This is a genomic window from Paenibacillus xylanexedens, from assembly GCF_001908275.1.
Classification (GTDB): Bacteria; Bacillota; Bacilli; order Paenibacillales; family Paenibacillaceae; genus Paenibacillus; species Paenibacillus xylanexedens_A.
Window position 1 is genome coordinate 6158049 of the sequence record NZ_CP018620.1, and the last position, 24650, is coordinate 6182698.

Annotated in this window: 20 protein-coding genes; 3 read left to right on the top strand and 17 right to left on the bottom strand. The window is 47.1% G+C overall.

The window, feature by feature from the left end; genetic code table 11:
• Positions 1-24: 24 nt before the first annotated feature.
• Positions 25-1464 (top strand): aminomethyl-transferring glycine dehydrogenase subunit GcvPB, encoded by a 1440-nt coding sequence (gcvPB, locus tag BS614_RS26785; protein ID WP_074097008.1) that lies wholly within the window; start codon positions 25-27, stop codon positions 1462-1464.
• A 771-nt stretch (positions 1465-2235) separates the two neighbouring features.
• Here the strand turns inward: gcvPB and ptsP are convergent.
• The 8 genes from ptsP to BS614_RS26825 all read right to left on the bottom strand — a co-directional run bounded on the left by ptsP (position 2236) and on the right by BS614_RS26825 (position 11925).
• Positions 2236-3948, bottom strand: coding sequence for a phosphoenolpyruvate--protein phosphotransferase (gene ptsP / locus BS614_RS26790; RefSeq protein WP_047844045.1), 1713 nt, complete (start codon positions 3946-3948; stop codon positions 2236-2238).
• Positions 3941-4216: an HPr family phosphocarrier protein gene (locus tag BS614_RS26795; protein WP_036617010.1), complete on the bottom strand. Its 276-nt coding sequence runs from the start codon at positions 4214-4216 to the stop codon at positions 3941-3943. Before BS614_RS26795 ends, ptsP begins: the two co-directional genes overlap by 8 nt.
• Positions 4217-4293: 77 nt before the next feature.
• On the bottom strand, positions 4294-6345 hold the full coding sequence (gene ptsG / locus BS614_RS26800; protein WP_074096186.1) for a glucose-specific PTS transporter subunit IIBC: 2052 nt from the start codon (positions 6343-6345) through the stop codon (positions 4294-4296).
• Positions 6346-6632: 287 nt separating this feature from the next.
• Positions 6633-7487, bottom strand: coding sequence for a glucose PTS transporter transcription antiterminator GlcT (gene glcT / locus BS614_RS26805; protein ID WP_047844046.1), 855 nt, complete (start codon positions 7485-7487; stop codon positions 6633-6635).
• A 165-nt stretch (positions 7488-7652) separates the two neighbouring features.
• Positions 7653-9203, bottom strand: a complete 1551-nt coding sequence (locus BS614_RS26810; protein WP_074096187.1) for a flotillin lipid rafts scaffold protein FloT — start codon at positions 9201-9203, stop codon at positions 7653-7655.
• 63 nt (positions 9204-9266) lie between these two features.
• A complete protein-coding gene (locus BS614_RS26815) occupies positions 9267-9803 on the bottom strand; it encodes an NfeD family membrane protein (protein WP_017686844.1) in 537 nt (178 codons plus the stop codon).
• Positions 9804-10081: 278 nt separating this feature from the next.
• Entirely contained in the window at positions 10082-11245 is a 1164-nt protein-coding gene (locus BS614_RS26820) for an iron-containing alcohol dehydrogenase (RefSeq protein WP_074096188.1), read from the bottom strand.
• A 92-nt stretch (positions 11246-11337) separates the two neighbouring features.
• Entirely contained in the window at positions 11338-11925 is a 588-nt protein-coding gene (locus BS614_RS26825; protein WP_235193972.1) for an MSMEG_1061 family FMN-dependent PPOX-type flavoprotein, read from the bottom strand.
• 238 nt (positions 11926-12163) lie between these two features.
• On the opposite strand from BS614_RS26825, the gene BS614_RS26830 reads away from it, so the two are divergent.
• Complete coding sequence (locus tag BS614_RS26830; protein ID WP_074096189.1) at positions 12164-14191, top strand: leucine-rich repeat protein; 2028 nt, start codon at positions 12164-12166, stop codon at positions 14189-14191.
• Positions 14192-14253: 62 nt separating this feature from the next.
• On the opposite strand, the gene BS614_RS26835 is transcribed toward BS614_RS26830, so the two are convergent.
• Genes BS614_RS26835 through BS614_RS26845 form a run of 3 tightly spaced genes read right to left on the bottom strand, consistent with a single transcriptional unit; the run spans position 14254 to position 18040 of the window.
• The gene (locus BS614_RS26835; RefSeq protein WP_074096190.1) at positions 14254-15852 is read right to left on the bottom strand and encodes a UDP-glucose--hexose-1-phosphate uridylyltransferase; all 1599 of its coding nucleotides are present in this window, start codon (positions 15850-15852) and stop codon (positions 14254-14256) included.
• 15 nt (positions 15853-15867) lie between these two features.
• Entirely contained in the window at positions 15868-16857 is a 990-nt protein-coding gene (gene galE, locus BS614_RS26840; protein WP_074096191.1) for a UDP-glucose 4-epimerase GalE, read from the bottom strand.
• Position 16858: 1 nt separating this feature from the next.
• On the bottom strand, positions 16859-18040 hold the full coding sequence (locus BS614_RS26845) for a galactokinase (protein ID WP_074096192.1): 1182 nt from the start codon (positions 18038-18040) through the stop codon (positions 16859-16861).
• Positions 18041-18193: 153 nt separating this feature from the next.
• Between BS614_RS26845 and BS614_RS26850 the strand changes: the two genes are divergently transcribed.
• Entirely contained in the window at positions 18194-19168 is a 975-nt protein-coding gene (locus tag BS614_RS26850) for an AraC family transcriptional regulator (RefSeq protein ID WP_244898210.1), read from the top strand.
• 96 nt (positions 19169-19264) lie between these two features.
• On the opposite strand, the gene mgrA is transcribed toward BS614_RS26850, so the two are convergent.
• The 6 genes from mgrA to BS614_RS26880 all read right to left on the bottom strand — a co-directional run bounded on the left by mgrA (position 19265) and on the right by BS614_RS26880 (position 24498).
• The gene (gene mgrA / locus BS614_RS26855; protein WP_074096193.1) at positions 19265-20257 is read right to left on the bottom strand and encodes an L-glyceraldehyde 3-phosphate reductase; all 993 of its coding nucleotides are present in this window, start codon (positions 20255-20257) and stop codon (positions 19265-19267) included.
• Between the two features lie 78 nt (positions 20258-20335).
• Positions 20336-21076, bottom strand: a complete 741-nt coding sequence (locus BS614_RS26860) for an NAD-dependent protein deacylase (protein ID WP_074096194.1) — start codon at positions 21074-21076, stop codon at positions 20336-20338.
• Between the two features lie 42 nt (positions 21077-21118).
• The gene (locus BS614_RS26865; RefSeq protein WP_074096195.1) at positions 21119-21886 is read right to left on the bottom strand and encodes an HAD family hydrolase; all 768 of its coding nucleotides are present in this window, start codon (positions 21884-21886) and stop codon (positions 21119-21121) included.
• A 33-nt stretch (positions 21887-21919) separates the two neighbouring features.
• Positions 21920-22684, bottom strand: coding sequence for an alpha/beta hydrolase (locus tag BS614_RS26870; protein WP_074096196.1), 765 nt, complete (start codon positions 22682-22684; stop codon positions 21920-21922).
• Between the two features lie 94 nt (positions 22685-22778).
• On the bottom strand, positions 22779-23444 hold the full coding sequence (locus BS614_RS26875) for a bifunctional 2-keto-4-hydroxyglutarate aldolase/2-keto-3-deoxy-6-phosphogluconate aldolase (RefSeq protein ID WP_017686833.1): 666 nt from the start codon (positions 23442-23444) through the stop codon (positions 22779-22781).
• 88 nt (positions 23445-23532) lie between these two features.
• A complete protein-coding gene (locus BS614_RS26880; RefSeq protein ID WP_074096197.1) occupies positions 23533-24498 on the bottom strand; it encodes a sugar kinase in 966 nt (321 codons plus the stop codon).
• Positions 24499-24650 lie beyond the last annotated feature (152 nt).

Genomic DNA, 24650 nt, shown 5'->3' on the forward strand with positions numbered 1-24650 from the left:
TTATCTCCTGCTCCTGAACAATCATTGATTTTTGAACTCAGCAGCCCTGGACGTGTCGCTTATTCCTTGCCAGAATGTGACGTTCCTCGTCAGGCTGCCGATACGTTGATTCCCCGGGAAATGCTCCGTTCGGAAGCAGCAGCACTGCCGGAAGTGTTCGAGGTAGATGTTATTCGACACTATACCGCGCTATCCCGTCGCAATTTCGGCGTAGATAACGGATTCTATCCACTGGGCTCTTGTACGATGAAATACAATCCAAAGATCAATGAGGATGTTGCTCGTTATAATGGATTCGCCAAAATCCATCCGTACCAGCATGAATCCAGCATTCAAGGTGCACTTGAACTGTTATATACGTTGCAAAACGACCTTGCAGGTCTGACAGGTATGGACGCTGTGACCCTGCAACCAGCCGCTGGTGCTCATGGAGAATGGACTGGACTTATGATGATTCGTGCCTACCACGAAGGTCGTGGCGAACAACGTACCAAAGTCATCGTGCCCGATTCCTCTCATGGTACCAACCCGGCAAGTGCAACCGTTGCAGGATTTGAGACTGTGACAATTCCGTCCCGTGCAGACGGACTGGTCGATCTGGACGCACTCCGTGCAGCCGTTGGTTCGGATACAGCAGCCTTGATGCTGACAAACCCGAATACACTTGGTTTGTTCGAGAAAGACATTCAGGAGATTGCATCCATCGTACATCAGGCTGGTGGCTTGTTGTACTACGATGGCGCGAACTCCAATGCCATTATGGGCATTACCCGTCCGGGTGATATGGGCTTTGACGTGGTGCATCTGAACTTGCACAAAACGATGAGCACACCGCATGGCGGTGGTGGACCAGGCGCCGGACCAGTCGGCGTGAAGAGTCGTTTAGTTCCGTTCCTGCCTAAGCCAATGGTAATCAAAAATGATGACGGTATGTATGCATTCGATCGTGAAGGCGATCAATCCATTGGGCGGGTAAAAGCCTACTACGGCAACTTCGGTATTTTGGTACGTGCCTATGCCTACATTCGCACCTATGGACCGGAAGGGTTACGCCGAGTCTCTGAATGCGCGGTACTGAATGCTAATTATATGATGGCCCGCCTCGCACCATACTACGAGATTCCGTATCCGGGTGTATGCAAACATGAATTTGTCATGTCTGGTCGGGGTTTGAAGCAATACGGTGTGCGCACACTTGATGTTGCCAAGCGATTGCTTGATTTTGGATATCACCCGCCTACAGTGTACTTCCCGCTCAATGTGGAGGAATGCATCATGATCGAGCCGACGGAAACCGAAAGTAAAGAAACGTTGGATGGGTTCATTGATACGATGATACGGATTGCCAAAGAAGCGGAAGAGACACCTGAATTGGTACTGAACGCACCTTATGGCACACCGGTTACTCGACTCGATGAGACTACCGCGGCCCGCAAACCTGTACTGAACTGCGCTTGCAGTTAATCAAATCATTGTTATAACGAAAGCTCTTGCTGATATTCCAATCAGCAAGAGCTTTTTGTGTTGCCTTCCCGGTCTACTGATGTCAATCTTACAGCCCACCATCCTCCTGCTAGAGTATGTCTCAAACGTAGGCAAGCTATGCTCCGACGTATGCCAGCATACAGGTCTGAGGTCTGGAAGCCCAGACTTTCGGATGCCTGTGATGGATAGTACCAAGCCAGAAGATGTTCTAACGAATCCAGGAAATCTTATTTGGCCTCCAGGTTCACTTTTTCAATTCTTAGGAACATCAAACACGTTATTTCTCTAAATCCCCTCAAAAAAAAGCTAAAATGGCTGTTTACTCCAACATAACGTGTCTCAGATTCTTTAGATTTCTGCGGGTGCTTCAAATCCCGGAATAAAATGTCTCAGGTTCCTTAACAATGAGCACCCACGCCTAATGCTCAAAGTTTAACCCCCAGTACTAATCTCTTAGTTCTCTGCACTTTCGCTTATGAAGTACGCATTCTCGTACTGAAGAACGCCATCTGGCAATTCAGAATACAGCGCACTTGTCTGCTTTAACCACATTCAAGCTCCATTCAGTTCTCAGACCGTAGGTTTGAAGAAGGGTTGAATACATACTAGAGTCCGAATCAAAATGTCCTGTTTATAACAAAAAAAGCCGATATCCACAATGAATCGCGGATACCGGCAAAATCGCTGCATGAATGCAGCTCATTATCGGAAAAAGAAAAAACCTCAAATCCGGAGGAAACCCCGGCAAAATTACGCTTGAATGCTTTGAACCAATTCAACGACTTGTTCAGCCGTTTGCATATCCAGAGCTTTAGCAGCCAGTTCCTGCATATCCGCACGGGACAGCTTGGTGATCTGACTACGAGCTGGCAGAATGGATGTTGCGCTCATGCTGAACTCATCCAATCCAAGACCAAGCAGCAATGGAATTGCTGTTTCGTCTCCTGCCATCTCACCACACATGCCAACCCATTTGCCTTCACGATGCGCTGCATCGATAACCATTTTAACCAAACGCAAAATGGCTGGGTTGTAAGGTTGGTACAGATACGCTACTCGTTCGTTCATACGGTCTGCAGCCATCGTGTATTGAATCAGATCGTTCGTTCCGATACTGAAGAAATCCACTTCTTTGGCAAATTGATCCGCCAGAACAGCAGTCGAAGGAATTTCGACCATGATTCCGAGTTGAATGCTGTCAGAAACAGCAATGCCTTCAGCAACCAGCTTCTCTTTCTCTTCGAGCAAGACAGCTTTTGCTTCACGGAATTCACCGAGTGTTGCGATCATTGGGAACATGACACGCAGGTTTCCATGTACGCTTGCACGCAGCAATGCACGCAATTGTGTACGGAAGATATCCAGACGGTCCAAACACAGACGAACTGCGCGGAAGCCGAGGAATGGATTCATTTCTTTTGGCAGATCCAGGTATGGAAGCTCTTTGTCTCCACCGATGTCGAGTGTACGAACAACGACAGGTTTGCCTTCCATTTTTTCCAGTACCGCTTTGTAAGCATTATACTGAATGTCTTCGGAAGGAAGCTTGTCTCTGCCCATGTACAAGAACTCTGTACGGTACAGACCTACAGCCTCGCCGCCGTTTTCCAGAACACCCGTTACATCATTCGGTGTACCGATGTTGGCTGCAAGTTCAACATGAACGTTGTCCACCGTTACCGTTGGCTCATCACGAAGTTTTCTCCACTCTGCACGTTGTGCATCATACTGTTCCTGTTTGGCACGGTATTCAGCAATAACTTCATCAGTAGGGTTAACCAGTACGTGACCATCCAAACCGTCAACAATGATCATATCGCCTTGTTTCGCTTGAGCCAAGATGTCCTTGGTTCCAACAACAGCTGGAATTTCAAGTGAGCGCGCCATGATCGCCGAGTGAGAAGTACGTCCACCAATGTTGGTTGCAAAACCTTTAACAAATTGGCGGTTCAATTGAGCCGTGTCGGAAGGTGTTAGATCCTCCGCAAGCACGATCACTTCTTCATTGATCTCAGCCGGACTCATGAAGTCAATACCAAGCAAGTGATTTAGCACACGTTTGGTAACGTCACGCATATCTGCTGCACGTTCCTGTAGGTATGCACTCTTCATGTTCTCGAACATGGAGATAAATTGCGATGCCGTTTCGTTCAAAGCAAATTCTGCATTGATCATGTCATCTGCAATTCTAGCTTTAACCGGATCAATCAGTTCCGGGTCATTCAGAATGAGCAAATGCGAAGCAAAAATCTCAGCTTTTTTCTCGCCAAGCTCTTGTAAAGTACGCTCTTTGATCGCCTCAAGCTCAGCCTGGGATTTACCCAGAGCTGAGTCGAGTTTTGCGATCTCTGCGTCAACGTCGTTAATTTGGCGTTTTTCTACAGAGTAATCAGGATGCTCCAAGATAAACGCCTTGGCGATAGCAATACCCGCCGAAGCCGCGATCCCGGAGACATTAAGCATTAATTTCGCCCAACCCTTCGTTAACCATAACGTCAGTCAAAGCTTGAAGAGCTTCAGCTTCGCCTTCGCCTTCAACGATGATGCTGATGGTGTCGCCTTGTTCCAATCCGAGGGAAAGAACACCCAGAATGGATTTCAAAGTTACTTTTTTACCGTTAGCTTCTGCAAAGGATTCTGCACCTTTGAATTTGTTTGCTGTATTAACCAGGGCTGTCGCCGGACGTGCATGGATACCATCTTCGTCTGTAATTCTGAATGTTTGTTGCATTACAATCATCTCACTTTCAGTAGTTTGGTTTAGGCATTGCATATATTTACACTTGCTTGCCATCGTCGTAACACTTCTTATTTTATCTCAATGATTGGCTGTTCGCCAACTTTCAGCACTCCACTCTTCTTCAGAGTTACCGTGGAGCCCTCTGGCAGGTTGGTGAAAATAACTGGTGAAATGATCGAAGGAGCGTTTGCTTTCACATACTCCAGATCCACTTCCATAATCGGCTGACCTGCCGATACCAGATCACCTTCCTGTACCAGTACGTTAAAGCCTTGACCTTTCAGCTTCACCGTATTAACACCTATATGAACAAGCACTTCCTTGCCACCATCGGACATGATGCCCACGGCATGTTTGCTTGGAAATACATTAAACACTTTACCATACACAGGAGAAGTTATCGTACCATCATGTGGCAAAATTGCGAACCCATCACCTGTCATTTTCTCAGCAAAGACCGGATCAGGTACGTTTGTAATGTCCAGCAATTCACCATTGACTGGCATGACGATATCCTCAGCAACAATGCGCTCGCCTTGCTCACCTTGTGCCTTCTCCTCTTCAGGAGTTGGTTTTGCAGCTGCTGGCGTTGGTGCCGGTGTTCGTCCTGCAATAATATCCTGCATTTGAGATTTGATCGTGTCGGAACGTGTTCCGAAGATGGCTTGAACATTATTACCCACTTCAAGTACACCAGATGCACCCAATTGTTTCAAACGATCTTTTTTCACATTGGATTTCTCATTAACTTCAATCCGCAAACGAGTAATACAAGCGTCCAGATGTTTGATATTTTCCTTGCCGCCAAAAGCTTCAAGAATGTTATGGGGCAGATCATCCGTCGAACCAGAGCCTCCGCCAGATTCGGTTTCAGGCGTTGCATCCTCTCGTCCTGGTGTTTTGAGATTGAATTTGCGAATGATAAACCGGAAACCGAAGTAATAGATCACCGCAAGAATCAATCCGACAATAATAACATCCCACCAAGGTGTACGGTTCGGAATAATCCCGAAGATCAGGAAGTCAATGAACCCACCGGAGAAGGTCATACCGATCTTGACACCCAGAATTTGCATGGTCATGAAAGACAAACCTGCAAAGATACAGTGTACTGCAAACAGGATTGGTGCTACAAACAGGAACGAGAACTCAAGTGGCTCTGTAATTCCTGTCAGGAACGAGGTCAGCGCAGCTGAACCCATGATCCCTGCAACATACTTTTTGTGTTCCGGTCTTGCTTCATGGTACATCGCAAGTGCCGCTGCTGGCAAACCGAACATCATGAACGGGAATTTACCAACTTGGAATGTTCCTGCTGTAAGGTTCACACCATCACGCAATTGATTGAAGAAGATTTGCTGGTCACCACGGATGACATCTCCAGCTTTGTTCACATACTCACCGAACTCAAACCAGAATGGGGAGTAGAAAATGTGGTGAAGTCCAAACGGAATTAATGACCGTTCCACAACTCCGAAGATGAATGCCGACAATGTCGGGCTTGTATCTACCATGAAGTGAGATACAGTATTCAATCCATTTTGAATCGGTGGCCAGATAATCACCAGAAGCAACCCGATTAAGAGGGAAACAACCGAAGTGATAATCGGAACGAAACGTTTACCTGCAAAGAAACCGAGGTAAGACGGCAGTTCGATTTTGAAAAATCGATTGTAACACAGCGCGGCGGCAATACCTATGATTATACCTCCGAACACGCCTGTACTTAATGTTGGGATACCCAAGATGCTGGCATAACCCGGTACTTCACCGATCATTGCCGGAGTAACCCCTACTGCGGTACCCAGTGTGACGTTCATGACCAGATAACCGATGATCGCTGCAAGACCTGCAACCCCTTCGCCACCGGCCAATCCGACGGCTACACCGACGGCGAACAGCAATGCCAGATTATCAAATACGATCTGACCTGCGTTCATCATAATTGTTGCGATCGAGTTCACCCAAGGGGTGTCGAGCGCCGTTACATATTGCAAGAAATCTGGATTAACCAGCATGTTACCGATTCCGAGCAGCAAACCTGCCGCAGGTAGAATGGCTACAGGCAACATGAGAGCTTTACCTACTCTTTGCAATACACCAAAAAGCTTTTTGAACATCGCGTCGTTTCTCCCTTTCGTCTAATTTATATGTTGTGATGCAAGCAAGGGAACACAAAAAAAGGCATGAATTAATAAAGTAAACTGTGCCAACCTTGGGGTATAGCATACCCTGTACAAGGAAAGAACAATCACACTTTAATTAACTCATGCCTGATCGAGTCAGTAACACGTCGCTTATGTTTATTCAGTTGCTTGATTACGGAAACCATTGTAGCACCAGTTCTAATCTATTGCAAGCCTTTACACCAAAAAAATAATTTCCGCATTCCATCACTGGAATGATCTCACTTATTCTCTTCTTCCTTCCGCTGATTCAGCCTTTGCAGATGAATGGTCAGATAACCTACCTCCGCAGGATAAACCGGCAGTTTCAGTCTTTTCTCCATTACTTTGGTCAGTTTCCATGCAAGCGAGTACATTTCGGGATACTCCAATTTAAGCAGGGAATCCAACTTATGAAGCTCTTCCACTTTGTCTCCACGGCGAACACGCTCAAGGGCGAAACGAAGATGAGTCAGCAAACGAGAGTAATCAAGCGATTCCGTTTCAAATGAATAATCGAGTTGGTCGGACACCAGGTTCACCAAATCAGTGATCAATTGTGAATGCTCACGTACCTGGGATATATTTTGATTGGTCATTGCGCTATAGATATGGAGGGCAACAAAACCAATCTCGTCCATCCCCAGATCTACACCCATTTTCTCTTTGATCAGACGAACAGCGTATTCTCCCATTCGATATTCTTCAGGATAAATCTCGCGGGTTTCATATAAAAATGGATTTTGTATGATAATGCCCTGCTCCTTGCGTTTTAACGCGAAAGAAATGTGATCGGTTAATGCAATATGGATATGTTCATTCAGAGGAACGTCCGTACGCTCTGCAATATACGTAATAACTTCGTTAATAATCTCGATCAGTGCTTCATCCACCTGTGGAAGAAGCTGTTTGTACTGCTCTTGCTCCTGCTGGTTTTTCAAAATGAACATTTTCTCCACAGCCATCAATGGAATGTGATCACTCGGTTTTCGGTTAAAGCCAATGCCTTTACCAATAACAACGACTTCCCCGTGTTCTGGATGCTGTGCAATGATTACATTATTATTTAGCGCTTTATCTACATGCAAGCTGCTCATTGTTTGCACCTCTTTTTCACACCATCTTAGGTGTGATTAAGTCACACCCTGTTACGAACGAAAAGACACCCGGAGCGGGCAAACCGCGCCGGACGTCTCGCTTAAAAAGTAACAAAAATTCGCCTTAAGGTCAATAGAGCAACCATGCAAGATTCGAAGTGCTTCTTACTCGTCAACTCCAGCTCTTTCCACAATCTTGTCGATTATAGAAGGAGTTGTAACAGCCTCGCTCTGTTGAATGGCAACTGGCGCAGGTGTTTTAGACTTCGTAAGGCCTTTAATCAGCTGCTCTACATCGATGCCGGATACACTTTTGAGCATCTCTGGAGCGGTCGCCATAAGTTCGGTAACATAGTTACTCACTCGTGCTGCACCTTCACCTTTACCTGTATCTACCACCGTCAGTTTATCAATGGATGCAATTGGCTCTGCAATTTTGCCAGCCAGTTCAGGCAGCATTTTGGCAATGATATCGAGTACAGCTGCTTCGCCAAACTTCTGGAACGCTTCGGCCAGTTTTTCTTTTGCTTCTGCTTCTGCAAGACCACGCAAACGAATAACTTCTGCATCTGCTGTACCTTTGGCAAGTTCCGCATCCGCCATGGCCTGACCTTCAAGTCGCTTCTGTTCAGCTGTTGCTTTGGCATGTGTTTCGATGGAATACTGTACTGCATCGGCTTCACGCATTCTTTTGGCTTTATCCGCTTCGGCAGCCTGCTCTACCGCATAACGATCCGCTTCTGCCTTTTTCTTCACTTCGGCATCGTATTGTTTCTCACGTACGACGATTTCTTTTTCCTGGAGATCAATCTCACGTTCTTTACGAACGAGTTCAACCTTCATTTCTTCTTCCACCACAGTCTGTCTAGCACGCGCTTCATGGATATGGTAAGCCTGATCGGCTTCCGCTTTTGCTGTATCCTGATCACGCTTAAACGTGGCTACTTTCAATTCTTTCTCTTTGGCTGCCTCAGCGATATTGGTATCCCGCAGCAACTCCGCTTTTTGCCCCTGCTCTTCCGCATTGGCCTTCTGAATACGTGCATCACGCATCGCTTCCGCTTCAGCTATCTCGGCATCACGTTTCACAGCAGCAATTCTCGGTTTACCGAGAGCATCCAAGTAGCCCTGTTTATCACGAACATCCTTGATGGTAAATGAAACAATTTGAAGGCCCATTTTCTTCAGATCTCTAGCTGCTACGCCTTGAACCTCTTGCGCAAACCGATCCCGGTTCCGATATACTTCTTCCACCGTCATTGTACCGAGGATGGCCCGCAAATGCCCCTCCAGTACCTCCTGTGCTTCGCTTCTCAGCGCTTCTACCGGTTTACCGATGAATTGCTCAGCTGCTGTAGCAACGTCTTCTACAGCGCCTCCAACCTTGATAATAGCTACACCGTCAGCAATAACCGGTACTCCTTGCTCCGTGTACACTTCAGGTGTGGAGACATCCAGCTTGTGGGACAACAAGGAGATAAACTCGGATTGCTGGAATACTGGCAGGATAAATGCACCGCCACCACGAACAATCTTAATTTTTCGGCCAGAATCATCATCGGAGATATTTTTGCTACCCAGGAATGATCCCGTAACGATCATTGCCTCATCCGGTCCAACCGTTTTGTATCTCGCCCAGAAAGCCAAACCTAAAATTAGAATGACACCTACTACAACTATGGGAATCAACAAAACATCCCAATCTAAATTTTCCATTCCACATCTCTCCCCTTATTCATTCATGATGAGTGCTTAAACTACTTAGGTGATAAGAATACTTTATAAATCTTTAAGTACATTTTCATCCCATTCCGACACACGCAGTACACCATCTACAACATCCACCACCACAACACGTGCTCCCGCCGCAATGGGGAGGTGTTCAAAACTGGATGCCGTTTGAATCGTACTACCGGATGCAAAACGAATCATCACTTCGCCAAAACCTTTTTCCGGCACCGGAATGGTGATTTCCCCAATTTTCCCAGATAACTCTTTCATTGAAAATGCAATCGAGACATCGCTGTTACGCATCGGTTTGATATATGCGAAGAATACCAGCATGGCTGCAGCAATACCTATAAGCAGGGATAATATTAGACCCGACATCGCACTTAATGAACTATAACGTGTCAGCATAATGCCTGCCCCACCGAAGGTTGTAATGGAACCAGCTAACACAACGGGTTTGAAAAAATCAAGACCTGGCATTTCGAAGGCTCCGTCCAGCAAGCCATCAATCAAGTCACCCAGCACAAGGCTGACAACCGCAAATATTGCTCCTCCGATCAGACACCCCCAATAAATTGTCTCCATCCCCTGTTCCTCCTCTCCTCTGCCGCAAATTCATCCTAACTGGGCATTCCACATGTAAATAAATACGTAGCTGACATCAAAATGTTTCAAAATCTTTCCTCAAATGTATTCTGAACCCGATAATGGGTATTATCACGACATTCTGTTCTTCTTGCTTCATGTTCCTCCATAATTCTCGTGCAGAGGCAAATACATGAAAAAACCGCAAGCCCCCATAAAGGAGACTTGCGGTTATTGGACAACGGAATGTGTCCTTTCACTTTGCAGTGATTATAGAATTACAGAGAAGCCTTGTAGATGGATACAACATCTTCCCGTTGCAGTTTCTTGAAGTTACCGAATGGGCCAAACAGCATCGCTTTGTCTGCCATTACGTCGATCTGGCTATCATCGATATCGTAATCTGCCAGACGGTTAGGTGCACCAATGGATGTCCAGAATTTGCTGAGCGCATCGATACCTTCTTCGGCAATCTGTCTGTCCGACTTGCCTTCAGGGTTCACTTCGAACACATTAATTGCCAGACGTTTGAATCGATCCACATTCACGTCCAGGTTATGTTTCATCCAGTGTGGGAACAAGATTGCAAGTCCACCGCCGTGTGGGATATCATACACTGCGGATACCGCATGTTCAATATTATGTGTTGCCCAGTCGCCTGCGAGACCCATATTCAGCACGCCATTCAGTGCCATTGTTCCGCAATACAGAATCGTTTCGCGCAGTTCATAGTTCTCCAGATCTTCAACCAGACGAGGCGCTGCTCCCATGACAGTACGCAGAATCGTCTCACAGAAGCCAAGTTGAACCGGTGTATTGGCATCCAGATGGAAGTAATGCTCCAATACGTGGGACATCATATCTACCATGCCGTATACTGTTTGGTCCAGTGGAACAGTGTATGTATTCACTGGATCCAGGATAGAGAATGCAGGGAATGAGTATGCGCTACCCCAGCCCAATTTTTCTTGTGTATCCTGATTCGTAATAACCGAACCGGAGTTCATTTCCGAACCAGTTGCCGCCATGGTCAATACGGTACCGAGTGGAAGAGCATCCTGTGCAACGGCTTTGCGCTGAGCAAAATCCCACATATCGCCATCATATTTGGCACCTACAGCGATAGCTTTGGAGCAGTCCAGTACACTGCCGCCACCTACAGCGAGGATCAGGTCGATGTTATTTGTTTTACAGAGGTCTACCCCTTTATGCACCGTAGAAAGACGTGGGTTAGGTTCCACACCTGCCAGTTCAGTCACTTCTGCTCCAGCTTCCTTAAGCAAACCGATCACTTGATCGTACAGACCACTGCGTTTGATACTGCCGCCACCATATACAAGCAGAACCCGTTTACCGTATTTCGGCACTTCTGTCTTTAATGCTTCCAGTTGTCCTTTGCCGAAAATCAGCCGGGTTGGATTATAGAATTGGAAAGATCTCATATCTATTGTCGCCTCCAATGGAGTTTAGTATTTTTGTGCAACTCCAATTATAGTACCCTGTTTATAGAAAAACAAATCGATAGTCACTCACTTTATAACAACCCGTTAATCTCCAAATGAGCTCGAAACATCTCGCTAGATGAAGGCAAATTCTCAGCATCCACCCATGTTTCTGTGGCCCATAATCCAGCCTGTTTGAATGCCCGCGGACAATGGATAAAACACTCTTCCACATCTACAATGACAGCCGCACCTATGGTTTTACCACTCCAGCCCATACTGGCGATGAATTCCTCATCCTTAGTAATGGATGCTGTGCCATTAATACGCAGCACTTCATTCATACCCGGAATCAAAAAGAGCATGCCAATACCAGGGTTCGACAACATGTTCAACAACGAGTCTATCCGCCGATTGCCTGGGCGTTCGGGATAAACGAGCCGATATGTATCATAGACTTTCACAAATCCTGCTCCATCACCCCGAGGTGACACATCACTTTTTCCATCACGATCGGAGGTGGAGAGGAAAAATAATGGTGACATGGATATAAAGTTCTGAACATGTGAATCCACAAATGAAATTGCCTTGTTACGCACATGTTCATGCGGTTCACCCACCATGCCTTGCAGTTCCTCAGCATCTGTAATCAACGGAATATTCAATGCCTTCTTTTCCAATTATTCGTCCCCGTTTCTTCATTGAGTTATGTATTCAATGGCTTTCCACCATTATACATGCGGGAACTGACATCTTCCATTTCTGAGAACGAATATGAGTGCCGTCATTCAAATACCGCGCCCCCATGTCCCCTCGGGTCACCTATTGGAGATTCAGTATTGTTAATATCATCTAACAGTTGTACTGTAACCAAAAGAACTTCAAAATTCTTAATATAAATATAAGGAGGTTATTGGATTGAAAAAAGCAAGCATCTTCGTCTTTGCTCTGCTAATGTTCCTCGTACCCTGGGGACAGATGGTTATGTATGCTGAGCCGAATAAAGAAAAAGACTTCATAACGAGCGCTAATGCTCATGGAATCACAATAAACGACTATGTGGGCACTTCGAAAGATGTCATTATTCCCGAAACCATTGGCGGTCAACCAGTTACTTCTATTGGTGAAAAAGCATTTTACAGCGATCATTTGACTTCTGTAGTTATTCCGCATACCGTCTTCACTATTGGAGAAAGGGCATTTGAAATCAATCAACTGACTTCTATCGTCATTCCAGAGACTGTCACGACTATTGGAGACTTGGCATTTGCATACAACCGGCTGACCTCTGTCGTCATTCCGGACAGTGTATCCACAATTGGGAACTCCACATTCACTAACAACCAACTGGCCTCTGTCGTTATTCCCGAGACTGTTATGTCGATCGGAAATAGTGCATTTACAAACAATAAACTGACTACTGTCGTTATCCCAGAGAATGTCTCAACTATTGGATACTGGGCGTTTGCATCTAACCAGCTGACTTCCATTGTTATTCCAAATCGTGTCTCTTCCATTGGACATGCTACATTTATGGACAATCAACTCACTTCTGTCGTCATTCCGGATAGTGTCTCCTCTATTGGAGCGATGGCATTTGCGGACAATCGGTTGGCGTCTGTCTTCATTCCAGCTAGTGTCTTGTCAATTGGTTTCTTAGCGTTTGATGGTAACTCATCCCTTATTATTACGGGTTTTGATCCTTCAGAGGCTCAAAACTTCGCTAACTTTTATAGCATTCCCTTTCAAAAATTGAATATGGTCGTCTCCTTCGACTCCAATGGAGGGACCCCGGTTGCGGTCACTCAAGCCACTTATGGGCAAACCATTGTGCCCCCCACTCAGCCTACCAAGGACGAGTTTTTGTTTGAAGGCTGGTACATAGATTCGGTATACTCCCTTCCCTGGGATTTTGCCAGAGATACCGTGACTGGGGACATCACGCTGTACGCCAAGTGGACGAGTTCAGTGACAACTGCGTCCAAATATACGAATAAGGAAGATCCCATTTCCGCTTTGACCGTCTCTTTTGACTCTCAAGGCGGAAGCCCCGTTCCCTCTACTATTACTAGGAATAATCAAGCAATAGCACCACCTCCCACTCAGCCCAGAAAAAGCGGGTTTTCATTTGATGGATGGTATATAGATTCGGCATTATCTCTTCCCTGGAATTTTGACAGAGATACCGTAAGTCGGGACATAACGCTATATGCCAAATGGGTAAAGACTAATAGCTCTGAAAACCATGGTGGCAGTCCTTCTTTCTGGACCAGTAGCTCTATTACGGCCGCATCATCCCAGGAACCTTATACAGGAACGGAACTTAAAACCGAACCTAAACTTAAAGTTGAACCTGAACCTAAAGTGCCAACAATATCATTGACCCCAGTTGTGTTCAGTGATATTTCAACCCACTGGGCACGCTTGATGATTGAAAGTATCGCTTCACGTGGTCTGATAACGGGATATCCTGATGCCACATTCAGGCCTAACAAGCCAATCTTGCGTAAACACATGGCTCGTATAATCAACGGAGCGTTTGAGCTACCACTAATCCGAAAGGCTGCTCCCTTTGAAGATGTAGAGCCCACACATCCTTACTTTGATGCTATATCTCGACTACAAGAGGTCGGCCTTATTGATGGATTCCATATTTCGAACGGCTTAAATGATTTCTTCCATCCGGATGCTGTACTTACACGTGCTGAGGCAGCAAAAATTCTGGTACTCGCGCTGGACCTGCCGCTGATCCAAACGAGTTCTTTTGAGGATGTGCCCTCCTCCCACTGGGCTCACGACTACATAGCCACACTGGCCGAGACTCGGATGGTTGTGGGATATCAAGGACAGTTCAGGCCAAATGACTCCCTAACCCGAGCGGAGCTGGCTGCCCTGATCTATCGTTCAATTCCAACAGAACAAACGACTGGCTCACAACTCCGTTAAAAATCATATTCAAAAAAACACCAGCCCTTGTATTATGGGCTGGTGTTCATCGTTATACATGTCTATTCAGTGTATCCCATGCTGCTTACAAAACGATGGAAAGCCTGGCGTCCTGCTTCATCATATTTGTAAACACCTGCATGTTCCAGAATCTCGGCAAATTTCAAGCCAACTTCCTGTTGTACAATGGCAACGGCTTGTTCTTTGTCCAGGTTAGGACCAAACCGTTCAATCAATTCTTCCGCCCAGCCCAGATGTTTGTTCAACACATGATCAGAAGCTTTGGCGGCTTCAGCAAGTTTGGCATCTCCAGCGAGGATATCCGCGATACTGTCCAGTTCTTCTTTCAAACGACCTGGCAGGATGGCAAGCCCCATCACTTCGATCAGACCAATGTTTTCTTTCTTCAGATGGTGCATCTCACGGTGAGGATGGAAAATCCCTTCAGGATGCACATCATTTGTACGATTGTTACGCAATACAAGATCCATCTCATAACCACCATCTGCACTGCGACGAACGATTGGTGTTACCGTATTGTGTGGTACTTGTTCCCCGTCCACTTCACTGAATGCTTCGATATCCACAGCAGAATCACTGTAGACCTTCCACGCTTCATATACAGCATTACCAGCTTCTAGCAGTTCTGCAGGATCGTGTGAGGCCAGACGCATTACGGACATCGGCCATTTTACAAGACTCAATGTAAGTCCAGGTGCACCCGCATGGCGGAAGACAGCCTCTGGCTGTGCATTTTGAATGGCGAATGTATGACGTCCGCCTTGGAAATGGTCATGTGTCAGGATAGAACCGCCCACGATCGGCAGATCCGCGTTAGATCCGATAAAGTAATGCGGGTACTCCCCAACAAAGGCAAGCAGTCTGCGCAGTGTATCTTTGGTTAATTTCATCGGCACATGATCATGATGGAAAATGATGCAGTGCTCGTTGTAATACACATACGGCGAGTATTGGAACAACCAAGGCTCGTTGTTAAGCTCCAGCGGAATGACTCTCAGATTCTGGCGGGCCGGGTGATTCACCCGACCAGCGTAACCTACATTTTCACGACACAGCTGGCATTTTGGATATACCGGTGGCGGAAGCAATTTCGCCATGGCAATTTCCTTTGGACTTTTCTCCGGTTTTGACAGGTTAATAGTAATCTCCATGTCGCCATAGGCCGTGTCCTGAGTCCAGTAAACGTTCTTCGAGATCCGATCCATCCGAATATAGTTGGAGTTAATCGACAAGTCATAGAATTGAGATGTGGCCGCCTCAATGCCTTCCGTCTGCTCCGTGTGGCGGAAGGCGCGTACCACTTCGGATGGGCGTGCCATCAAATGACCCATGATCTTGGCATCCAGCAAATCACGGAATGTATCGCTATTTTCAGGAATGAGTCCAATGGAAAATCCATAATCAATCAATGTATCCAGCATCGCCTGTGGGCCATCGGGCACAGTCGTGTCCAACTCACCGGCATAAGGCTCTGAGAATCCGAATTGTTCCAGCAGAAGGTTGCGGCTATAATCCCAATCCGCTTCCTCTATTAATTGTTTCTGCAAGGCAAATGCAACCAGACGTTCAATGGCATGCAGTGCTTCCTGCTGCTCCGGTGTCCGCTCTGTGGCACCTGCTGCAATATGAGTCTGTGACATAAGGTTGTTCGCCTCCTAGTTTTTTCCGTAGCCGTCAGAACGTGATTGGTGCCAGCTCCAAGCGCTTTGAATGACATCTTCCAGATTGGTCCATTTCGGGTTCCAGCCCAGGACAGATCTCGCTTTTGCAGATGAAGCTACCAGCACAGCCGGGTCACCTGCACGACGTGGCTCCTGTACAACCGGGATATCCAGGCCAGTCACTTTTTTAGCTGTTTCAATCACTTGTTTTACAGAGAATCCTGTGCCGTTACCCAGGTTGAACACATTACTGTTCTCAGCTTTGCGAAGATAATCTACTGCACGCAGATGTGCATCAGCCAAGTCGCTCACGTGGATATAGTCACGGATACATGTTCCATCTTCTGTTGCATAGTCGTCACCAAACACTGCGATGTGTGGACGTTGTTTCAAAGCCGTTTGCAGAACGAGTGGAATCAGATGACTCTCTGGTTGGTGATCTTCACCAATTTTGCCGCTCTCATGAGCACCGGCTGCATTGAAGTAACGCAGGGAAACGTATTTGATATCCTGAACTTTATCGAACCATGACATCATGCGCTCCATCATCAGCTTTGTTTCGCCGTATACGTTGGTTGGTTCTGTACGATCACTCTCTTCGATTGGCACTTTCTCAGGCTCACCGTAGGTAGCTGCTGTAGAAGAGAAGACGATGCGGCGTACGTTCGCTGCATTCATCGCTTCCAACAGACAGAGTGTACCAAACACGTTGTTGTCATAATATTTAACCGGGTCTTTCATACTCTCGCCTACGAGTGAGTTGGCTGCAAAGTGAATGACTGCATCGATTGAATTCTCAGCGAACAGCTTCGCCAGAATTTCTTTGTCACGCAGATCCCCTTCATACAACTTACCGCCGAGCAACGCTTCACGATGCCCTGTCTGCAAGTTATCCAGTACAACAACCTCTTCTCCACGTTCCAACAATGCTGCTACCGTATGAGATCCAATATACCCTGCTCCACCTGTCACCAAAATTGCCATTTTACTTCGCCTCCTTCAATTCTTTAACACCGTCGCCTACACCGCATACATAGAAATCACCTTTTAGACGGGTACGCGCTTCATATGCAGCGCCCACTTCACTTACAAAACGCTCGACATCATCTTCATGCACAAGTGATACGGTACAACCGCCAAATCCTGCGCCAGTCATCCGAGCACCAAGCGTGCCTGGAATCCGCTGAGCTTCTTCAACCATAACGTCCAGCTCATCACAGCTTACTTCGTACAAGTCACGAAGCGATTCATGAGAAGCGTTCATCAGCTTGCCGAAGGTTTCCAGATCGTTACCCTGCAATGCTTCGACCGATGCGAGCACACGCGCGTTCTCTTCCACAACATGTTGTGCACGCTGTCTTACTTTCTCATCCTTGATCTGATCTTGTAGTGTTACGAACTGCTCTGGCGTCAATTGAGCCAGGTAATTCAGTGCAGGCAGCTGTTCCTTCAAGATGGCAAGTGCCTGCTCGCATTGGGAGCGACGTTCATTGTAAGCCGAATCCACCAGACCCCGGCGTTTGTTCGTGTTACCGATGACCAATTTGTAGGAGCCTGTACGGAAAGGAACCTTTTCGTACTCCAGTGTGTCACACATCAGCAGAATCGCGTGATCCTGAGCACCGTTTGCGACAGCGAACTGATCCATGATTCCACAGTTGACGCCTACGAACTCATTTTCCGCTTTCTGGGACAAAAGCGCCAGTTGAACCGTATCAATATCCGACACACCCTCCAGAGACTGAATCGCAAATCCGGTGAGTACCTCCAGAGATGCAGATGATGAAAGTCCTGCCCCGTTCGGAATCTCCCCGTGGTACAGGAAGTCATACCCTTTTGTTACATTCACGCCTTTGCCTTGCAATTCAACCATGACACCAACAGGATAGTCGGTCCATTCTCCGGTTTTTTCCTTACCGATGGAGGAAGTGTCTAGTACCCCTTCATAAAACATATTCGTGGAAGCTAGTTGCAACTTGTTGTCCTGACGCTCACGAATGATCAATGTTGTTCCGAATTCAAGTGCTGCCGGAAGCACGTATCCACCATTATAATCAATGTGCTCACCGATCAGATTCACGCGCCCAGGGGCATGAAATACACGGATGTCCGCTCCACTCTCTCCGTACTTCTCAATAAACTTTTGTTTCAATTCAGTTACGTTCACTGCTGATGCACCTCGCCTCGTTGTTGTGGTTTTCTTAATGTTATTATATAAGAAAGCGGTGCCTCTTGTAATGCAACCATGTGTGTTTCATATGGATAAATGTGACCTTAAGGCGTATAATGATCGGAGCATCCCGGAAAGAAGGAAACGACCATGTCAGATCAATCCAACCCCAAGAAAGAATCCCTTGCATCTTCTAACGAAAAAATACAGGAATCACCTTCCGGTAAAAGCGGAGCACTCAGTTATTCAGTTGCCTCCAATCCGGTCTATTACGAACAAGGCGCACTGCATGTCCTGTTTGCCGGAGCAAGCCAGACCCTTCCGGGTCATGCCGTCGGACCCAAACTGTTTGATTATTATCTGCTGCACTATGTAGAAAAAGGGGCGGGTACGTTCCGTACCGAACTGCACACCTACGATTTATCCGCAGGTGATTGTTTCCTCATTCATCCCGGGCAACTGGTGAGCTACCAATCCCATGCCCGCAACCCATGGCAATACCGCTGGATCGCCTTCACAGGCAGCCAGGCTGCCCAGCATGCCGAGGAGGCTGGATTCCGCCCGGAGAAGTCCGTTTTTCATGCTGGACCATCCTGTGGAATATCCGATTGGCTATCCGTGATGCAGGATGCTTTTGCGGAGCGCAAAGAAAGCTCCCATTTCACATCACTGGGTACGTTATATATGATTCTAGCCGAAGCACAGAATCACCTTTCGCAGGGTCAAACCTTAATTCCCGGTGAATCCTCCATCCGACGTACGGTGAAACAGATGATTCAATATATGTCTACCCAATATGCCTACCCTGTCTCCATTGAACAAATGTCTGCGAGTCTTGGATACAACCGCGCGTATTTATCCCGTATTTTCAAACAGGAAACTGGACTTTCCCCAGTCACCTATCTGCTAAAACTACGGATCGACAAGTCGCGCCAACTCCTGAGAGAACGCCCGGATCTGTCCATCGAACAGGTATCTGCATCGGTTGGACTGCCAGACGCGCTATATTTCTCCAAACAGTTCAAACGATTTCACGGTGAAGCGCCTAGCTTGTATCGAGAGAAAATACTGTCCCGCCCACTAAACCAGGGGTTACAGAAGAATGCTCAACAAAACAAACGGTAAGCAACTTAACGGACGGAACCACGTAAGACAAAAAAAGGTGCATTCCGCCATTATGGCTAAGATGCACCTTTTGCACTTTATTTATTTGTCATCAGGCTACGGAGACAGGATGGATTCAATCCGTTCCAATTCCTCTGTAGAGAAATCCAGCTGACTGAGTGCAGCCACATTCTCTTCAATCTGGGAAGGACGACTTGCGCCAATCAGCGCAGAAGTTACCCTGCCATTACGCAGCACCCAGGAGAGTGAAAATTGGGCCAAACTCTGACCACGGGCTGCTGCAATCTGGTTCAGCGCACGCACTTTGCGGAGCGTCTCTGGAGAGATGTTGTTTTCATTCAGGAATACCGACGGTCCTTTGGCACGTGAGTCTTCCGGGATACCATTCAAGTATTTGTTCGTGAGCACACCTTGTGCCAATGGACAGAATGCAATACTGCCTGTTCCATACTCATCCAGCACGTCCTGCAAACCATCTTCAATCCAGCGGTCCAGCAGCGAGTATTTCGGTTGATGGATTAACAGAGGCGTACCCAGACCTTTCAGAATTTCGGCAGCCTGTCTTGTCTGCTCTGCGGGATAGTTGGATATCCCCACATAAAGGGCTTTGCCCGAGCGAACAATATGATCCAGTGCCATCATCGTTTCTTCCAAAGGTGTTTCGGGATCATAACGATGTGAATAGAAAATATCTACATAATCCAGGCCCATACGCTTCAAGCTCTGATTCAAACTGGATACCAGATTTTTGCGTGAACCCCACTCGCCATACGGTCCGGGCCACATATAATACCCCGCTTTGGTGGAGATCACCAGTTCATCACGATAAGGTTTCAGATCCTGGGCCAGTACCTGTCCAAATAACTGCTCTGCCGAACCTGCCGGTGGGCCATAGTTGTTGGCAAGATCAAAATGTGTAATACCCAGATCAAATGATCGGGTAATCATATTACGACCATTCTCAGCGTTATTGATACCGCCAAAATTATGCCACAGCCCCAGTGAAATCGCTGGCAGTTTCAAACCTGAACGTCCAACGCGGTTATATTTCATCGTTTCATAGCGAGTATCGCTTGCTACGTAGACCATTATGAATCCCTTCTTTCCCCAGGTTCCGCCTCTTGTATCCGGTCTATACCGGAGAATGCGGTTATTCAGTCCATACGTTCAACCAAGAAGCTGGTCCACATTATTCATTACCTCACCAATCGGCTCTGTAATCAGCAAATCAGCCCTGCTGTCGTAAGCGGTAGGTGTAGCGTTGAGCAGAACGGTATGTTTTCCCTGAAAATACGTAATTAACTGGGCCGCCGGATATACCGTCAGTGACGTGCCTCCCACGAGTAACAGATCTGCAGAAGACAGTGCATCAATGGAACGATACAATGTCGTCTGATCCAGCTCCTCTTCGTACAGCACCACATCCGGTTTGATCACACCACCACATGTGTTACAGCGAGGCACGGTATCTTGGGACTGTATAATATCATTCAGCGTATAGAACTGCTTGCAATCCATGCAGGCATTACGATGAATTGAACCGTGAAGTTCAAAAACATTGCTACTACCTGCCTTCTGATGTAGTCCGTCGATATTTTGCGTGATCACTGCCTGAAGCTTTCCCGCCTGCTCCAGACGGGCCAATAGTCGATGACACCCATTCGGTTCCGCATCTGGATGAAGCATTTTTCCACGATAAAAATCATAAAAAATATCAGCATGTTGATCAAAAAAATGCCGGCTTAATAACTCTTCCGGTGGATAAGGCGAATGCTGCTCCGTCTGATACAGACCCGCAGCCGAGCGGAAGTCGGGAATCCCGCTTTCCGTTGAAGTCCCGGCCCCTCCGAAAAAAACAATCCGGGAGCTCTCCTGAATCCAGGCAGCCAGTTGTTCTGTTGCGTTCATCCTCTCTCCTCCTTTTATATCGTTCAACCAAGCCAGGGTGACTTATAAAATAATGCTTATCTCATTATAATGACGAATAATGGCATGGGCATCAACCAGGTGAGATCCTTGATCTAACTGCGGACAGTAACCGAGCGTATAGGATACCTCTGCGTGCCGCCCCATCTGAATATCCCCATTGCTGTCTCCAATTACAACGGCCTCCGCAGGATCGATATGTAATTCACGGCAAGCCAAGAGTGCTGCTTCTCTATCCGGTTTGCCCTGGGTCACCCGATCACAGCCCACAATGGATGTGAAAAAGGAACGAATCCCCATCCAATCCAGATGTGTTTCTGCTGCCGCTGTACTATCTGAAGTGACGACCGCCAGTGGTATGTCTGCTGCCCTGCATTTCTGCAAGAATTCCAGCAATCCTGACATGGGTTCAGCGGATTTGCGCTCTCTTACCGATCTCATGGCTACACTTGAAAATTTGCGTATCGTTGTGATCGCTTCATTCCATGGTATGCCTGCTGCATATAGTTGCCCGGCAAGCAATCCCGTGCACTCATCCACAGTCGCAATGGCCAGCGGGCCTTGCGGATCATAGCCGACAATGTGACCTTCTGCATTATGAATGGTGCCTAAGACGTGCTCCCGTTCAACCGTAAATGAAGCTCCGAGTTCATTCATACGTGATTGCAACTGATCCAGTAATGCCTCTGCCCACGGCCCCCATAGCTGGAGGAATTCCAGCAGTGTTCCATCTTTATCAAACAGGATACCTTTACATGGGATCTGCGCTCCATTCACTTGAAGCCTAGCCATCCGTACCACCTCCGAAGATGAGTCTAGCAATAATTACTTCATGGTACTTAACCAAGCCAGTACCGTCTTGACCGTCTGATTCAGCTGTTCTTCTCCACTCACTTCCGGCTCGCCATCTCCTTTTTGATGACCATAATCACCGAACTGGGCGTGGTTACCACCTTCAATGGTGTAATATACCGTGTCTTCTGGAAGATACATCCGTCCACTCTGATACTTCGTAGCATTCACGACTTCATCTTTAGTACCCAGAATAGATAAAGCAGGTATTCCAAGTGACTTTACGCTTCCTTTTTCATCCGGGTAAGATGCCAAGAAGAATATCCCGTGAAGTGCATCAGCATGTGCGGCTACATAACGTGCAGCCATCGACCCGCCGAGAGAGTGTCCACCCATAACAAATTGTTCTTCTGGATATGCGGCCAGAATCTCATCTGCCAAGTTTGGCTTAAGCACTGCCAGGTTAACTGGCATCTTGGCAATAATCGTGTGATGACCCGCAGCAGCCAGCTCATGCGCAAGTGGTGCATAACTTTCAGGTTTTACCAGTCCACCAGGGTAGAAAAGTACACTTTTCCCAGTCGGTTTATCTGGCACAAAATCAATCCAGTTCTCTTGTTCGCTCACGGTCACCTTATTGGCTGTTTCCATAGCTGTTTGGGCTGTTTCCTGTGGACCGTATGGTGTGAATAATTTCCACGCAACAAATCCACATCCAATGACAATGAGCGCCAGAAGTACGAGCAGGAATTTCCCAATGCCCCTCTTCTTGCGCCCTGTATTATACCGATTTCTCAACGTTAATCACCTTTCTTCACTTCCGCAGGTGCCGCGGCTCACAGAATTGGGAGCCTTTGTCTGTCAGGCTCCCCTTCTACGAATTAAAAAAATATTATTCAGCCTTGGCCTTGCGGTAAGCATCCATATATTGTTCCGCTTTGCGACGGACATGACTCAGGTCACCCGTCTTCACAGCTTCCGATGTCAAGTCGGAACCGATCCCTACAGCCACTGCTCCACCCTTGATCCAATCTCCCAGATTAGACAAGGATACCCCGCCAGTTGGCATAAAATTCGCCTGCGGCATAGGGCCCTTCATCGTTTTGATAATCGAAGGATCGTACAGATTACCCGGGAACAACTTCACAATGTCCACGCCGAGTTCCAATGCGCGTTGAACGTCAGCAATCGTCATCACACCCGGCAGAATCGGAATTCGATACAGGTTGCAGATCTGGACGGTATCCGGATTCAGGGAAGGTCCAACGACAAACTCGGCACCCGACATGATGGCGGCTCTTGCCGTTTGCGGTTCGAGCACCGTTCCCGCACCAATAATCGCGAATTTCTCTGGATCTTGTGTGTTCCAATGATATACACGGCTTAATTTTTCAATGGCTTTGAGTGCACTGGGTACTGTCATCGTTATCTCGATAACTTTAATGCCACCCGCAATCGCTTGCTCGGCCATGGCAATGACTTGATCCGCAGAATCTGCACGCAGAACTGCCACAACCCCATTGTCCGTAATCTTTTGCAACAGCTGAAGCTTCTTCATTTCATTCTCTCCCTTGTCAATGTGGTGGTTGTGTATACAAGCCTTACATTTAAGAACGAAGATGAGCCATATATGATCTCAGCAGCGACTAGCGCTCAACATGGGCAACGTTGTTCAGCTTGGCCTCGACCTGCTCCCACGTCGGGAGCGCCTCCCAATCGCCAACAGCCTGTATAACCATGGAACCGGTCAAATTGCCGAGACGGGTTGCTTCCTGCGGGGAGTATCCTTTTAACAAACCCGATAAAAATCCCGCGCAGAATCCATCTCCTGCACCTACCGTATCCAGAACATAATCCGCCTTAAAGTACGGAACTTCCGTTAGGGTACCATTCGCCAATACGTAGGTCAAATCAGGGCCACCCTTCACAATGCACACAGCATTCATGGCAGATAAACGCTCAAGTACTTTTTGATCATTTTCTTCGTTATATAGAAGTTTCATCTCGTCCAGACCCGGTAAAAAGTAGTCCGCCAGTTCAGCTAAACGCAGTAAAACTGGACGGGCCTCTTCCGCAGACCATAGTTTGAGACGCAGATTTGGATCAAAGCTTACTTTCACCCCTGCCTGTTTGGCAATATGTATGGCAGCCTCTACGGTTGCAAGTCCGGACTGGCTTATCGCTGCCGTTATACCCGTAACATGCAATATCTTCGCCCCGGCAATATAGTCGGGATCCAGATCATCAGGTGTGATCGCACTTGCAGCAGATAGCTTCCTATAATAATGCACCGAGGCTTTCCCGGAAGCGTTCTCACGAATCATCAAACCAGTAGGCTCGTCATCACTTAAGCTTACCCGGGATACATCTACACCTTCACCGCGAATGGCTTTCAGAATCATACTGCCGATCGGATCATTGCCCAAGCGTCCAAACCAACCACTGGTATGCCCCAGGCGGGATACGCCGATAGCCAGATTGCTCTCAGCACCCCCGAAAGACTTGTCCAGTGTGGCTGCATATTCCAGCCCTCTTGTATCCTTGGCGGTCAGCAAACCCATACTTTCCCCAAACGTAATAATTTCCGGGCTTGGATAGGGACTCGTTGACATGATTTCTTCCCTCCTTGTATTTACATTCCCTCATCTTCTTTTACTATTGTCATCCTCTATGCAACCGTTGTCAATCCCGTTGCGTTCATTTTGTTGTCACAGCTTTGAGAAAAGATAACGCTTACCAATGTGAATTAAATCACAATAGATAA